Here is a 14,240-nt window from a genome sequence, read left to right on the forward strand (position 1 = left end):
CTCATCGGCGGTCACAGGTTTTTTCCTGCCGTATTATTTGCAATAAAAACCATTTTTATTTACTATTTTGCATAATAGTCTTAAATTAAACCGAAATGCTTGGATCAAACATTAGAGATTTGCGTAAATCGCAAAATTTAACCCTACAACAATTGGCCGCCCGTGTAGGGACTGATGCCAGCAATTTGTCACGCATAGAACGGGGCGAAATCGGCATTTCAGAAGCTTTGTTACGCGCCACCGCCCAGGCATTGAATACCACCCCCGGGCGCTTGTATGACGCCAACCTGACCCCTGTGTCACTGACCAATACACCACCGGCCATTTTGTCGAATGCCAATAGCAAAGACTTTGTGCACTGGTTCCGCTCGGCGGCGCCTTATATTCACGCCTTTGGCGGCAGTACGTTTGTGATTGCCTTTGGGGGAGAGGTGGTGAGCGAACAGCAGTTCGTGGCCTTGTCACATGACCTCAACCTGCTGGCTAGCCTGGAAGTCAGGCTGGTGCTGGTGCATGGCGCACGGCCACAAATTGAGCAGCGACTCAAGCGCGACAACCTGACGCCCAAACTGCATAACGGCCGCCGTATTACTGACGACGCCGCCATGGAGGCGGTCAAAGAAGCCAATGGCGCCATCCGCGTGGAAATCGAATCCTTGCTTTCCATGGGCATTGCCAACTCGCCGATGGCCGGCAGCGATATCCGCGTGGCCAGCGGCAACTTTGTCACGGCCAAGCCACTGGGGGTCCGCGACGGTGTAGACCTGCAACATACTGGCGAAGTGCGCAAAATTGATGCCACCGGTATTCAGAAACGGCTGGACGACGGCGAACTGGTGCTGTTATCACCCATGGGTTATTCCCCCACTGGCGAAACCTTCAACCTGACACTGGAAGATGTGGCAGTGAGTGCCGCCATTGCGCTGGATGCGGAAAAACTGATTTTCCTCATGGACTCTGAAGGCGTTCAGAACCTGCGCGGCGAGTTGTTGCGTGAAATGACCTCGGCCAAAGCCAAAAACCTGTTGCGTAATGTGCAGGAGAGCGACGAGCCGATTCATTACTCAGAAGACGTGAATTACTACCTGCCGGCGGCAGTGCGTGCCTGCGAACATGGTGTGGCCAGGACGCACCTGATCTCGCGTCATATTGATGGCGCCATTATCCAGGAGCTGTTTACGCGGCAAGGCATAGGCACCATGGTTACCGAACTGCCGCTGGAAACCATGCGCCAGGCTAATATTGACGATGTAGGTGGCATCCTGATGCTGATTGAGCCGCTGGAAAATGAGGGCATTCTGGTGCGGCGCGGCCGCGAGCGCATAGAAATGGAAATCAACTATTTTTATGTGATGGAGCACGATAACCGGGTCATAGGCTGCGCAGCCCTGTATCCATTCCCACAAGAAAAAATGGTGGAATTTGCCTGCCTGGCCATCGATCCAGCTTACCGTGGGGGAGGCCGTGGCGACAAATTGTTTAATTTTTGCCAGCAGCAGGCCAGTCAAAAAGGCTTTAAACAGCTTTTTTGCCTGACGACGCGCACCGAGCACTGGTTCCTGGAGCGCGGCTTTAGGGAACTGGAGATAGACCAATTGCCGCAGGAAAAGCAAAAACTCTACAATTTTCAGAGAAAATCCAAAGTTTTCATCAAATCGTTATGAGTTTTTAGCTAAAATTCAGCCTGTACCCGATTGATCGCAATCGCCTGATGATTGAATGAAAGTTTGACCTATGCAAACCTCCACCGCCAGCCAAAAAGCGCAAACCCTGTCTGAAGCCTTACCTTACATCAAGCGCTTTTTTGACAAAACCATTGTCATCAAATACGGTGGCAACGCCATGACAGACAACCGCCTCAAAGAGTGCTTTGCGCAAGATGTCGTGTTGCTCAAGCTGGTTGGCATGAACCCAGTCGTGGTGCACGGCGGTGGCCCGCAGATCAATGAAATGCTGGACAAACTGGGCAAAAAAGGCGAGTTTATCCAGGGCATGCGCGTTACGGATGAAGAAACCATGGATGTGGTGGAAATGGTTCTCGGTGGCCAGGTCAACAAAGAGATTGTGAACCTCATCAACCGTCATGGTGGCAAGGCTGTCGGCTTGACCGGCCAGGATGGCAATTTTATCCATGCGCACAAACTGCTCATGGAAGATCTCAAGGATCCAACCAAAATGATAGACGTAGGCCAGGTTGGTGAAATTTCGGGCATAGACCCCAGCATCATCACGTTTCTGGACAGTGGTGACTTTATTCCTGTGGTTGCCCCGATTGGCGTTGGCAAAGATGGCGAAACCTATAACATTAATGCCGATGTGGTGGCTGGCAAGCTGGCAGAGATCCTCAATGCCGAGAAATTGATTTTGCTGACCAATACCCCGGGTGTGCTGGACAAAAGCGGCCAGTTGCTGACTGGCCTCACCCCGAAACAGATTGACGACCTGGTAGAAGATGGCACACTGAGTGGTGGCATGCTACCAAAAATTGGCTCCGCACTGGATGCCGCCCGCAGTGGCGTCAAGTCTGTGCACATCATTGATGGTCGCGTTGAGCATGCCTTGTTGCTGGAAGTGTTGACCGACGAAGGCGTAGGCACCCTGATTAAAGCCAAATAAGCCCCCCCCTCCACCGCTGACAACCCGTTAACCATGGCCGAGATTGTTTTATACAGCAACAAACTGTCGCGTGGCCGTGCCGTGCATTGGCTGCTTGAGGAGATGGCGCTGGACTATGAAGTGGTGTGGCTGGATTTTGGCCAGCCCATGAAAGAGGCAGAATATCTGGCGATCAACCCCATGGGCAAGGTGCCTGCCCTCAAACATGGAGAAGCAGTTGTCACTGAAACGGCAGCCATCTTGACCTACCTCGCGGATACCTTTCCCGAAAAAGGCCTGATGCCCGCCACTGGCTCTCCCGAAAGGGCAGCATTTTACCGCTGGATGTTTTTTATCACAGGCCCACTGGAAGCGGCGACTACGGCTGAGTTTCTTGGCTGGAAAACACCGGAAAAAACCCCATTGGGCACGCCCTGCCAAGCTTTTCTTGGTTTTGGCTCCATGGCATTGACACTTAACACACTTGAGTCGCATTTAAACCAGCATGCTTATGTAGTCGGTGACCAGTTCACGGCAGCAGACGTCTATCTGGCAACCCACCTTAACTTTGGCATGCGTTACACCAAGGCTTATCAGCCACGCCAGGTGTTTGAGGAGTATGTAAACCGCATGCTGCAACGCCCTGCCAAGTTGCGTGCAGACGCCCTTTAACCGGATCAATACGCGATGTCACGCCGGGTGTGGATTTTTGATCTGGATGACACCTTGCACAACGCTTCCGCACATATTTTTCCAGTCATGAACCAGTGCATGACACACTACATCATGCAGACACTGGAGATGGAAGAAGCGGCAGCACAACAATTACGCCAGCATTACTGGCGAATCTATGGCGCGACCCTGAAAGGACTGATGCGCCATCACGGCGTCAATCCGCATCACTTCCTGGCCGAAACGCACGCCTTTTTAACCGATGACATGGTACAAACCACACGCAATCTAAGGCAATTACTCAACAGCCTGCCAGGGCGCAAATGCGTATTCACCAATGCCCCACGCGTCTATGCCATGCGCGTCCTGCAAGTGCTCGGTATTGCGGATTGTTTTTCACTGGTATTTAGCGTCGAATCCAGCCGCTTTCATGCCAAACCCAGCGTACGTGGATTCCAGCTATTGTTACGCCAGTTACGCTGCCGGGCCACCGACTGTACCTTGTTTGAAGACAGCCTGCCAGCATTGATGACCGCAAAACGATTAGGCATGCGTACCGTGTGGATCAGCCGCCGTTTGCATAAACCAAACTTTGTGCAATATAGGTTGCCGCATGTGTTGGCACTCACTCACTGTACACTGAAAAAAGCACCACATCCATTCCCGTGCTGAGCGAATACAGTTAAAATACCAGCCAAAATAACAACTTCAATAGGGTCAACAGGGCCTGGTCACGGAAATCATTATGGCAACGATCAATAAAGAAGCACGCGCAAACCGCAAGCAGCAGATTCTGGAAACACTGGCAGGCATGCTGCAAACCCCACGTGGCGAAAAAATCACGACGGCGGCCCTGGCGGCCAAACTGGATGTCTCCGAAGCGGCGTTATACCGCCACTTTGCCAACAAGGCCAAAATGTTTGAAGGCCTGATTGAGTTTATCGAAAGCGCATTGTTTGGTGTCATGAATAAAATTACCAGCGATGAAACGGATGGACTGAAGCAGGTGCAACTGATGCTGCAAACCATGCTCAAATTTGCCGAACGCAACCCTGGCATGTCGCGTGTATTGATAGGTGACGCACTGGTCAATGAAGATGAAGCTTTGCAAGCGCGCATTAACCAACTACTGGACCGCCTGGAAGCCAGCCTCAAACAATCACTGCGCATTGCCGAAGCACAAGGCAATAAAGTCGCCGATGCCGGTATCGCCGCAAATACCATGATCAGCTTTGTGCTGGGGCGCTGGCATGCATTTGCCAAAAGCGGCTTCAAGCGCAAACCCAGTGACAACCTTGAACAGCATGTGACCCAACTGATTACCGGCTGTTTGCAATAAGTGAAGTAGAAAGTTTTAATAGATGGAAACCACCGTTTTTGGCATGAATGAAGCCCAGCTGACCGAGTTTGGCATGAGCTGGGGCCTCGCTGGCCTGATCCTGTTCATCGTATTCATAGTCGGCAACCTGGCCTGGAAGTCTAAGGCTGGCAAAACCGGGACATTTGCCTTGTTTCTCGCCCTGACATTAGGGATGGTGGGGTTCGTAGCCAAACTGCTTATACAGCACTACCTGAATATTCATTAATGATTGCCCAAGCGGCAGCAGTGGCAACAATTAAAGGCCCGCTTGCGCCAAAGTTCAATGGCAGAAGATAAATGAAAAAGCTTGGCAGACGCTTATCAAACCAAGAGCCATTCACTGTGCTGCACTTTTTGAAGTGCCGCAGACACCAGTGAAATCGATGCTGTACATCTGGATGCACCACACAATTTATCCTGGGAAAAGCAATTACCAGCCGGTTAAATAGTTTAATAACGTAAATGACGGGTACAAGCTATTGCAATGTCAGCAGCAGTCCGTTACCTTAAAGTGATCTGTAGCGACGACCACTTGTGCAACATGGACAATTCCCCTCCCAACGATAGCGACACCTACAAAACACTCCTAGAATCCACCAAGGCTATTCCGTGGAAAATAGACTGGGCCAGCAAGCAATTCACCTATATCGGCCCTCAGATTGAACCTTTATTAGGCTGGGCGCCAGAGAGCTGGCAATCTGTTGAAGACTGGGTCGCGCGCATTCATGAAGAAGACCGTGAGCGTGTATTTAATTTCTGTGTGCAGCAGTCCCTCCAGGGTTTAGACCATGAAGCAGACTACAAGGCACTGGCGGCCGATGGCAGTTATGTGTGGATCCGCGACGTGGTGCATGTCATACGCACGCCAGGTGGCGAACCGGAAGCCCTGATCGGTTTCATGTTTGATATCAGCGAACGCAAAAAAACCGAAGAGCAGCTGCTGAACATGCAAAAACAGCTGGAAGAACTTTCGTACAAAGATGGCCTCACCGGGGTTGCCAATCGCCGAATGTTTGATACCGTGCTTGAACGCGAATGGCTGGAAGCCAGGCAGCATCAACAACCGCTGTCACTGATCATGATAGATATCGACTACTTCAAGCAGTACAACGACTTTTACGGGCACTTGCAGGGGGATGAAGTGCTAAAGCAGGTGGCGAAAACCCTGTCTCACGCCGGTGTACGGGCCAGGGATTTTTTTGCGCGATTTGGCGGTGAGGAATTTGCACTGATCTTACCTGAGACCAATGCGCTTTCAGCAAGCAAAATTGCCGAGCGCTGCCGCAACCTGGTGTTTAAGGCGCAGATTCCGCATGCCAAATCTGAAATCAGCCAGATACTGACGATTAGTGCCGGTGCTGGCAGTATGACGCCCGGGCCCACCGATGACCTTAAAGCATTTGTTGAGTCGGTAGATGCGCTGATGTATCAGGCCAAACACGACGGCCGCAACCGTATCGTGGTGAAAAGCACCTGACCCAAGTTTGCTGGGCACTTAATGCGTTAAGCGAAGTGCAGACTGTATCGCGTGTATACGGGCTTCTGCAACAGACTGTTTGATATGTGCCGGGGAATGGCATGTCTTTGCAATGGCGCCTGCATCTACCGTCCCCGCCGCTTGCAAGGCGGCTGACAGGTGCTGGGCATCGTCTAAAGGACAATTTTGCAGTCCCAGGCGGCCACGGCTATCGCATTCGCATGCCAGTAAAAAGTCCTCGAAGCGCCCACGCTGGCGAAACGCATCCAGTTCTTCCAGAAACTGCAGCAAGGTGCTGGCTTTCATTTGCCGGGCGGCATGTAGTTTGCCATGGTATTTGGCCACCACCAGGGCCAAGTCCTTACAATCATTTGGCACACGCAGGCGGGCAACCACCTCACGTATCAGGCCCACACTGCGCAATTCATGGCCGATATGGCGCGGCAGTACATCAGCGGGCGTCGTGCCCTTGCCCAAGTCGTGCGTGAGTGCGGCAAAGCGTACTGGCAAGCTGTAGCCTTGTGTCGCAGCATAATCAATCACCATCATGACATGAATGCCGGTATCAATTTCGGGATGGTAAGTGGCGGTTTGTGGCACGCCCCACAAGCGATTAAGTTCAGGCAATATCACCTGTAACGCGCCACACTCTCGCAGCATTTCAAACATGCGGCTAGGTTGCTTTTCCATCAGCCCTTTGGCAATCTCCTGCCAGACCCGTTCAGGAACTAGCGCATCCACTTCACCAGCAGCAACCATGCTGCGCATCAGCGCCAGGGTTTCAGGTGCCACTGAAAAATCTGTGAACCGTGCAAGAAAACGGCCTGCGCGCAATATGCGTACAGGATCTTCACTAAAGGCCTCGGTCACATGGCGTAATGTTTTTTTCTGAATATCAGCCTGACCGTGAAATGGATCGATCAGGCTGCCATCTTCAGCCTGGGCAATCGCATTGATGGTGAAATCGCGGCGGGCAAGGTCTTCTTCCAACGTGACCTGGGGATCGGCATACACGCTAAACCCTTTATAGCCTTTCGCGGTTTTGCGCTCGGTACGGGCAAGTGCGTATTCCTGCTGGGTGTGTGGGTGCAGAAACACTGGGAAATCCTTACCTACAGGCCGGTAACCGGCTGCTACCATCTGATCCGGCGTGGCACCGACAACCACATAATCCCGATCCTTGACCGGCAGGCCAAGCAGGCTATCGCGTACAGCGCCTCCTACCTGATAAATCTGCATGGCGGAACGAGTGGCGCTTAGCGCCTGGCGTTAATGACTCGGCCAGCTGCGGCACGGAAATGGTCGTAGGCACCGCGAGGATTGTTTTTGACCAGATAGCCGGAAATGACCGCAAACATATCGGTGGGTACCACGCATAGTTCATTGGCCATCGGTTGCTGGCAGACATTATCTACCTGCATGGATTTGACGTTATCGCGGGAAATCAGCTTGATCGGCAGCAACTGCATAAAGCTGCCTTGCAATAGAGACATCCTGAGGCTCAGGCCGATGATGGGTCGCTGGACATGAATGGTTTTCATGACCGCTTCCATGATTTGCTGCAAGGTCATGATCGCTGGCCCACCCAGTTCATAGATTCTTCCGTAGGTCGCTGGTTCATCCACCGCATTCACCATGGCTGCAGCCACATCTTCTACCCAGATCGGCTGGAATTTGGCTTGTGGCATGGCCAATACCAGCACAGGAATCCACTGGATCAGTTTGGCAAACAGGTTGATAAAGCGGTCACGCGTACCAAAAATCACCGATGGCCTGAAAATCGTGACATTGAGTTTCTTGCTGTACTCCATCACTGCCTGGTCACCTGCCGCCTTGCTACGCAGGTACTCACTGGGCGCGCTGGCCGAGGCTTGCAATGCACTCATGTGTAACAAGCGTGAGATGCCCAATTCTTCACACAGCTGTGCCACGCGGCGCGGAAACTGGTGATGCATTTGCTCAAAGCCGTTATCACGTGTTTGATGCAGGATACCGATCAAGTTGATGACAACATCGCTGCCTTGTAATTGCGTTTTCAAGGCGGCATGGTCATGGATATCACATTCGACCACTTGCACCTTGGGCAACAGGATCAGGTGTTTGGCCTGCTCACGCCTGCGCGTCAGCACCTTGACTTTGTAGCCGGCCTGGTCCAGCCTGGCAACCACACTACTGCCTACAAAACCGCTACCACCTAATACAGTCACTGTCTTCATCATGCTTATTCCTGATACGTCTTGCAATGGTTTCTATTGTACCAAAATACCGAGAAGGCTCTTCTATAAACTCAACTTCCGTCGCGATACAGGGTTGCTCAGCTAGTGGGTTAGGCAGGCAATGCGTGAAACACATGCTCGCCAATTTTTTAATCGCGCCTTGTCTGCCTTGCCTTAGCCACTTGAATTCATAGAAGCTACTCTTGCTCCGAAATAACGATGGTCGTCGTCACATTTTCCACCTCAGCGACCGCACGGGCGGGAATAACCCCCAGCCGCTTTTTAAGTGTCAGCATGGGCAGTCCCAGCCTTGGTGCATACATATGTGCATTGGCTAGTACTTTTTTGACATAATTGCGTGTTTCACTGAACGGGATGGTTTCGGCATAAATGGCACCTTCGAGCGGGGTATTAGCGGCCCAACGACGCGCACGGCTGGGTCCCGCATTGTAGGCAGCGGTGGCCATGACTTCCTGGCCGTTAAAAGTATCCAGCGTATAGCGCATGTAATACGTCCCCAGGTTCACGTTAGTATCAATATCATGCAGCATGCCATCATGATAGCCATTCAACCCGAGTTTTTTGGCAATCCATTTGGCTGTGGCTGGCATCACCTGCATGAGGCCCCCAGCACCAACGGAAGATTTGGCATAATGCATGAACCGGCTTTCCTGGCGGATAATGCCATAAACCCAGGCCTCATCAATCGCGCGGCTGCGTGAAGCCTTTTGCAGGTAATCGCGGTATGGCGTGGGGTAACGCAATTCAAAATTATGTGTACGGCTGGTTTTGTCGGCGGCCAGCACGGCCAGGTCATACCAGCCTTTGAGCAAGGCATATTGTGCCGCGACAATACGCGTAGGATCGTCCAGCGCCTCTAGCAAATACATCCACTCCAGCCGGGCTTCATAGCGCGCATCTGCATCAAATAGCGCTTCCATACGCTTGATGACAGGCTGCCTGGCAAACTGGCGCACATCTTCATCTGCAGGCTGGTAAGTCACCATAGGCTCCCCTGCCACCGGCCCCAAGTCTTCAGCCGCCAGCCAGCCATAAAAATGCCGCTCTTGTGACAACTTGGCCAGTATCTGGTTGGCATCCGCCATCTGTCCTTTGGCAATCAGCGCACGGGCTTTCCAGTAACGCCAGGCAGCCTCTTCGGCCAATACGGCAGGCATGTCATTAATGACTTTAAGTAAGCGCTCCCAATCCTGCTGGCGCAAGGCGCTGCGAGCATACCATTCCCACTGCTCGCTGCTGAGTATGGATGCATTCACGCGGTTAAACCCTTGCAAGGCTTCTGGTTCGTGTTTGCGTGCCGCTTCTAGCGCGATATACGCCTGGGCGAGTTGCTTTTCTTCGTTATCCAGCAAGACGCTATACTTCTGGTAACTGGCCTTTGCCACATTGATATCTGCTTTGGCCTGGCGATGTATGGCATATAAATACAGTGCACGGCTATAGGCAGAGCGTTGCTGGATATTTCCCTTCTTAAGAGCCAGTGCCGGATTCTGCGCCATCTCATCAATTTGTTTGAATATGCCAGCATCGGTTTTGCTGCTACGCTTGGCCAGCACCTTGGCCAGGCCGGTTTTATTACTAAACAAAGCATCTCTGTAAAGGGTAAGCAACAGTTTTTCGTCGAGCACGCCCACCTGCTGCAAGGCCTCCATCATGCCCTGGCAATCCGCTGGTAAATCCTTGCCGTCCAGCAGCAATTTTTTGCCATCTTCATAGGCATTGGGATCATCCAGCGCGATCCCTGCCTGCACCTGATAGCACTGGTTACCTAAATCATTGAAGCTGTAATACATCGGGATTTGCGCCCGCACTTCCACAAACTGGTCCCAAAACTGCACACGTCCCAGGCGCTTCAGCCACAGCTCCCGCACACGTTGCGAGAGCAGGGATTCGTTGTTTTCCTGTAAAAAAGCCTGTACCTGGTCATAAGAAAGCTGATCCAGGGTCAGAATCATTTGCCAGTATTGCAGATAAGGTAATAGCGGGGAACGACGTTGCCTGAGCGTTTCGGTGGCTTCAACCAGTTGCGGCAGGTTTCTACTCTGATAAGCCTGCTTTGCCTGCACGTAGACTTCGCTATCTCCAGCAAACACTGACCTGGTCATCGCCAGCAGGCAAGCAGCAAGAACGAGGAGGGAATTGAGTTTAGTCTTCATGCGCCAACAACCACGTGCATCACGTGAGGACAATCAAATTCTGGCCAAGCGACTCAGAAAGAAAAACAGCAACAGCAGTAGGATAACCACAAAACCGCCACGCCAGACCATTTTAAGCCAGCGCCAGTAACGTGGCTGGCCTGTTTGCCACCCCAATAGCCCCAACACCAGGGTGCTGATCACTAAGACTGCAAATAAAATACGTATCCACCACATAGACGCAATCTACCCGGGCTTACACTGGCAACAAGGGTGCCGGGTTAAAGTATTCGCGCTGCTTAAGGAAGCCCACCGGCGCTTGGGCATCATTATCAAACGTGCAATATTCCCAGGCAGAATCATCGGCCAGCAGTGCACGCAACAACTGGTTATTCAGTGCATGTCCGGACTTGAAAGCCGTAAACTGGCCAATAATGGGATATCCAAGGATATAAAGATCGCCAATGGCATCTAATACTTTATGTTTGGCAAACTCGTCGTCGTAACGCAAGCCACCGCCATTCAATACTTTGTATTCATCGAGCACAATCGCATTGTCCAGGCTACCACCTTTAGCCAAGCCATTCGCACGGAGGTATTCCACCTCGTGCATAAAACCAAAGGTACGGGCACGACTGATCTCATCAACATAGCTCTGGCTATCGTAATCAATGGTCACAGTTTTGCCTGAAAACTCGAATACAGGGTGTGCAAAATCAATGGTAAATTCGGCTTTAAAGCCATGATGCGGTGTAAATTTTGCCCATTTATCACCGTCTTGTACTTCTACCGGCTTGAGGATGCGCACAAACTTCTTGGGCGCGTCCAATTCTGCCAGTCCGGCCGTTTGTAACAGATAAATAAACGGCCCCGAACTGCCATCCATGATAGGCACTTCAGCAGCCGTCAGCTCTATCAGTACATTGTCTACCCCCAGACCGGCGAGGGCAGACATTAAATGCTCCACGGTAGCAACGCGCGCCCCTGAAAACTCTAGGGCGGAGCTCAGGCGGGTATCGTTCACTGCCGTCGGGGCGACCCGCATGGCAGGCGTGTCGGGCAAATCGACACGCTGGAACACGACACCATGATCGGCGGGCGCAGGCTTGAGCGTCAGCGTGACCTTTTCACCGCTGTGCAGCCCAACGCCGGTGGCGCTGATCGTTTGTTTAAGCGTGCGTTGCTTTAACATGGTTTTCTCTGTATTAACTGATTGGCTCCATTATAAGCCAATCTCTTTAGTTACTAATCATTCACTGGCCAATCAAGGCCGGTGAATTAATCAGCCTGTTTACGCAAAAACGCTGGGATATCATATTCTTCAATCCCGGAGTTTTTCATGGCTTCTACCTGCGCGCGACGGCTGTTGCTGGTAAATACGGCTGGCTCATCTTCTTCTACTGCACTGAAGATAGGCTGGTTAGTCGTACCATCACGCAATGTTGTCATCACTTTCAGCTCAGGTTTAGCCTGGCGTTTACCCAGTGAGCCGTTCAAACCAGTGGCTACCATGGTCACGCGCAGGTTGTCACCCATGCTTTCATCCATCACATTACCTACGATCACGGTCGCATCTTCTGCGGTGAACTCTTTAATGGTGTTCATCACATCATAGTACTCACGCATCTTGAAGCTGCCGCTGGCACTGATGTTGACCAGCACGCCACGCGCGTTCGCCAGGTTCACATCTTCCAGCAATGGGCTGGCAACCGCTTGTTCGGCTGCGATACGTGCACGGTTAGGACCACTGGCTTCAGCGGATCCCATCATCGCCATGCCCATTTCAGACATCACAGTACGTACGTCGGCAAAGTCGACGTTGACCAGGCCTGGGCAGTTGATGATCTCGGCAATGCCGGACACGGCATTATGCAATACATCGTTGGCGGCACGGTAAGCTTCTACCACGGTCACATCTTCACCCAATACGTCCATCAGCTTCTCGTTAGGGATAACGATAAGAGAGTCCACATATTGTGAAAGTTCTTCCAAGCCTTCCTGTGCAACCTTGGCGCGCTTGCCTTCGAATGAGAATGGCTTGGTCACCACTGCCACGGTCAGGATGCCCATTTCACGCGCGACTTCAGCAATGATCGGTGCGGCACCGGTACCGGTACCACCACCCATGCCTGCCGTAATAAACAGCATGTCAGCACCGTCTATGGTTTCAGCAATGCTGTCACGGTCTTCCAAAGCAGCTTCGCGGCCGATTTCAGGCTTGGCACCAGCGCCCAGGCCTTTGGTAATATCAGAACCAATTTGCAGCACCACCTTGGCATGACTCTTCTTCAAAGCCTGCATGTCGGTGTTGGCGCAAATAAACTCTACGCCAGTCACGCTCTTGGTCATCATGTGCTCAACGGCGTTACCACCGCAACCACCGACGCCAATGACCTTGATCACGGCGCCGTCATTCTCTTTGTCAAAAATCTCAATCATACTAACCCTCCATTGCCTAATATTTGAGTGATTGGTTTGCCCCGCACACTCGCCCTAAAACACATAAAAAACGACTAATTAAAAATTGCCGGTAAACCAGCTCTTCATCCTTTCCAGCAGTCTGCCAACTGACCCAGACTGCAAATTACCCACCATTTGTTTTTCTACCTGTTGCTTGGCCATCAGCAACAAGCCTATGCCGGTGGCATAACGTGGATTGCCCACGACCTCGGACAATCCTTCCACGCCCCTGGGCACGCCCAGGCGTACCGGGGTGTGGAAAATTTCTTCGCCCAGCTCAACCATGCCACGCATCTGTGCCGCGCCACCGGTAATCACAATGCCTGAGGCAATCATGGATTCCATGCCGCTACGACGTAGCTCTTGCTGTACAAACTCGTAAATCTCCTCCACGCGGTCTTCAATCACCTCGGTCAAGGCCTGGCATGAAAGCTGGCGTGGCTCGCGGCCATCGACGGCCGGCACTTCCACTACTTCACGCGGGTCTGCCAGCTGGCGCAAGGCGCAACCATGCTTGACCTTGATCTCTTCAGCCGATTGCGTCGGTGTACGCAAGGCCACCGCAATATCATTGGTGATCTGGTCACCGGCAATCGGGATCACTGCGGTATGGCGGATGGCACCATTCTTGAACACAGCCAGGTCAGTCGTTCCGCCACCGATATCCACCAGGCAGACGCCCAGTTCTTTTTCATCGTCGGTGAGTACGGATTCACTTGACGCCAGTGGTTGCAAAATGAGGTCACTCACTTCGAGGCCACAACGTTTGATACACTTGATGATGTTCTGTGCAGCTGCAATGGCCCCTGTCACGATATGCACGCGTACTTCAAGACGGATGCCGCTCATACCGAGTGGCTCACGCACATCTTCCTGGCCGTCGATAATGAACTCCTGGGTCAGGATGTGCAGTATCTGCTGGTCGGCCGGCAAGGCGATCGCGCGTGCAGTTTCCACCACCCGGTCTATATCCATCTGTGAGACTTCGCTCTCCTTGATTTTCACCATGCCATGCGAATTCAGGCTCTTGACGTGGCTGCCAGCAATGCCTGAGTACACCGTGTTGATCTTGCAGTCGGCCATGAGCTCGACTTCTTCAATCGCACGCTGGATCGCCTGCATGGTTGAATCAATATTCACCACCACGCCTTTCTTCAAGCCACGGGAAGCATGCTGACCGACACCGATCACCTTCAACGTGCCTTCCGGCAGTATCTCAGCCGCAATGGCCACGACTTTGGAGGTGCCTATATCCAGGCCGACAATTAAATTTTTATCTTCTCTGACTCTACTCATGTTTCTTC

The 14,240-nt window shown here is 52.2% G+C and carries 14 protein-coding genes; 7 read left to right on the top strand and 7 right to left on the bottom strand.

Annotation, left to right across the window (positions count from 1 at the left end; genetic code table 11):
- Positions 1–95: 95 nt before the first annotated feature.
- The 7 genes from argA to F463_RS0112080 all read left to right on the top strand — a co-directional run bounded on the left by argA (position 96) and on the right by F463_RS0112080 (position 6,104).
- Positions 96–1,664, top strand: coding sequence for an amino-acid N-acetyltransferase (gene argA, locus F463_RS0112050; RefSeq protein ID WP_018987351.1), 1,569 nt, complete (start codon positions 96–98; stop codon positions 1,662–1,664).
- A gap of 70 nt (positions 1,665–1,734) precedes the next feature.
- The gene (gene argB, locus F463_RS0112055; RefSeq protein ID WP_018987352.1) at positions 1,735–2,616 is read left to right on the top strand and encodes an acetylglutamate kinase; all 882 of its coding nucleotides are present in this window, start codon (positions 1,735–1,737) and stop codon (positions 2,614–2,616) included.
- 33 nt (positions 2,617–2,649) lie between these two features.
- Entirely contained in the window at positions 2,650–3,267 is a 618-nt protein-coding gene (locus tag F463_RS0112060; RefSeq protein ID WP_018987353.1) for a glutathione S-transferase family protein, read from the top strand.
- Positions 3,268–3,282: 15 nt separating this feature from the next.
- The gene (locus tag F463_RS0112065; RefSeq protein ID WP_018987354.1) at positions 3,283–3,939 is read left to right on the top strand and encodes a pyrimidine 5'-nucleotidase; all 657 of its coding nucleotides are present in this window, start codon (positions 3,283–3,285) and stop codon (positions 3,937–3,939) included.
- Between the two features lie 73 nt (positions 3,940–4,012).
- Positions 4,013–4,606: a nucleoid occlusion factor SlmA gene (gene slmA / locus F463_RS0112070; RefSeq protein WP_018987355.1), complete on the top strand. Its 594-nt coding sequence runs from the start codon at positions 4,013–4,015 to the stop codon at positions 4,604–4,606.
- Between the two features lie 22 nt (positions 4,607–4,628).
- Positions 4,629–4,853, top strand: a complete 225-nt coding sequence (locus F463_RS0112075) for a DUF2788 domain-containing protein (RefSeq protein ID WP_018987356.1) — start codon at positions 4,629–4,631, stop codon at positions 4,851–4,853.
- A gap of 315 nt (positions 4,854–5,168) precedes the next feature.
- Positions 5,169–6,104 (top strand): GGDEF domain-containing protein, encoded by a 936-nt coding sequence (locus F463_RS0112080; protein ID WP_033413553.1) that lies wholly within the window; start codon positions 5,169–5,171, stop codon positions 6,102–6,104.
- 18 nt (positions 6,105–6,122) lie between these two features.
- Here F463_RS0112080 and F463_RS0112085 read toward each other — a convergent pair whose 3' ends face one another.
- From F463_RS0112085 to ftsA, 7 genes are all read right to left on the bottom strand, one after another.
- Positions 6,123–7,343: a multifunctional CCA addition/repair protein gene (locus F463_RS0112085; RefSeq protein ID WP_018987358.1), complete on the bottom strand. Its 1,221-nt coding sequence runs from the start codon at positions 7,341–7,343 to the stop codon at positions 6,123–6,125.
- A gap of 17 nt (positions 7,344–7,360) precedes the next feature.
- A complete protein-coding gene (locus F463_RS0112090) occupies positions 7,361–8,323 on the bottom strand; it encodes a complex I NDUFA9 subunit family protein (protein ID WP_018987359.1) in 963 nt (320 codons plus the stop codon).
- A 194-nt stretch (positions 8,324–8,517) separates the two neighbouring features.
- A complete protein-coding gene (locus tag F463_RS0112095) occupies positions 8,518–10,497 on the bottom strand; it encodes a transglycosylase SLT domain-containing protein (protein ID WP_245545234.1) in 1,980 nt (659 codons plus the stop codon).
- Between the two features lie 33 nt (positions 10,498–10,530).
- Positions 10,531–10,713: a hypothetical protein gene (locus F463_RS0112100; protein ID WP_018987361.1), complete on the bottom strand. Its 183-nt coding sequence runs from the start codon at positions 10,711–10,713 to the stop codon at positions 10,531–10,533.
- Positions 10,714–10,732: 19 nt separating this feature from the next.
- A complete protein-coding gene (gene lpxC, locus F463_RS0112105; RefSeq protein WP_018987362.1) occupies positions 10,733–11,668 on the bottom strand; it encodes a UDP-3-O-acyl-N-acetylglucosamine deacetylase in 936 nt (311 codons plus the stop codon).
- Positions 11,669–11,754: 86 nt separating this feature from the next.
- Positions 11,755–12,915 (bottom strand): cell division protein FtsZ, encoded by a 1,161-nt coding sequence (gene ftsZ, locus F463_RS0112110; RefSeq protein ID WP_018987363.1) that lies wholly within the window; start codon positions 12,913–12,915, stop codon positions 11,755–11,757.
- 78 nt (positions 12,916–12,993) lie between these two features.
- Positions 12,994–14,232: a cell division protein FtsA gene (gene ftsA, locus F463_RS0112115; protein WP_018987364.1), complete on the bottom strand. Its 1,239-nt coding sequence runs from the start codon at positions 14,230–14,232 to the stop codon at positions 12,994–12,996.
- Positions 14,233–14,240 lie beyond the last annotated feature (8 nt).

It is taken from the genome of Methylophilus methylotrophus DSM 46235 = ATCC 53528 (assembly GCF_000378225.1).
In the GTDB taxonomy this organism is placed as follows: Bacteria; Pseudomonadota; Gammaproteobacteria; order Burkholderiales; family Methylophilaceae; genus Methylophilus; species Methylophilus methylotrophus.

What these genes read in the sequence shown, in the direction of transcription:
- F463_RS0112080 (WP_033413553.1), top strand. Translation starts at nt 5,169, where the DNA reads ATGGACAATTCCCCTCCCAACGATAGCGACACCTACAAAACACTCCTA.
- F463_RS0112085 (WP_018987358.1), bottom strand. Translation starts at nt 7,343, where the DNA reads ATGCAGATTTATCAGGTAGGAGGCGCTGTACGCGATAGCCTGCTTGGC.
- ftsA (WP_018987364.1), bottom strand. Translation starts at nt 14,232, where the DNA reads ATGAGTAGAGTCAGAGAAGATAAAAATTTAATTGTCGGCCTGGATATA.
- F463_RS0112100 (WP_018987361.1), bottom strand. Translation starts at nt 10,713, where the DNA reads ATGTGGTGGATACGTATTTTATTTGCAGTCTTAGTGATCAGCACCCTG.
- ftsZ (WP_018987363.1), bottom strand. Translation starts at nt 12,915, where the DNA reads ATGATTGAGATTTTTGACAAAGAGAATGACGGCGCCGTGATCAAGGTC.
- F463_RS0112095 (WP_245545234.1), bottom strand. Translation starts at nt 10,497, where the DNA reads ATGAAGACTAAACTCAATTCCCTCCTCGTTCTTGCTGCTTGCCTGCTG.
- F463_RS0112075 (WP_018987356.1), top strand. Translation starts at nt 4,629, where the DNA reads ATGGAAACCACCGTTTTTGGCATGAATGAAGCCCAGCTGACCGAGTTT.
- slmA (WP_018987355.1), top strand. Translation starts at nt 4,013, where the DNA reads ATGGCAACGATCAATAAAGAAGCACGCGCAAACCGCAAGCAGCAGATT.
- F463_RS0112060 (WP_018987353.1), top strand. Translation starts at nt 2,650, where the DNA reads ATGGCCGAGATTGTTTTATACAGCAACAAACTGTCGCGTGGCCGTGCC.
- lpxC (WP_018987362.1), bottom strand. Translation starts at nt 11,668, where the DNA reads ATGTTAAAGCAACGCACGCTTAAACAAACGATCAGCGCCACCGGCGTT.
- argB (WP_018987352.1), top strand. Translation starts at nt 1,735, where the DNA reads ATGCAAACCTCCACCGCCAGCCAAAAAGCGCAAACCCTGTCTGAAGCC.
- F463_RS0112090 (WP_018987359.1), bottom strand. Translation starts at nt 8,323, where the DNA reads ATGATGAAGACAGTGACTGTATTAGGTGGTAGCGGTTTTGTAGGCAGT.
- F463_RS0112065 (WP_018987354.1), top strand. Translation starts at nt 3,283, where the DNA reads ATGTCACGCCGGGTGTGGATTTTTGATCTGGATGACACCTTGCACAAC.
- argA (WP_018987351.1), top strand. Translation starts at nt 96, where the DNA reads ATGCTTGGATCAAACATTAGAGATTTGCGTAAATCGCAAAATTTAACC.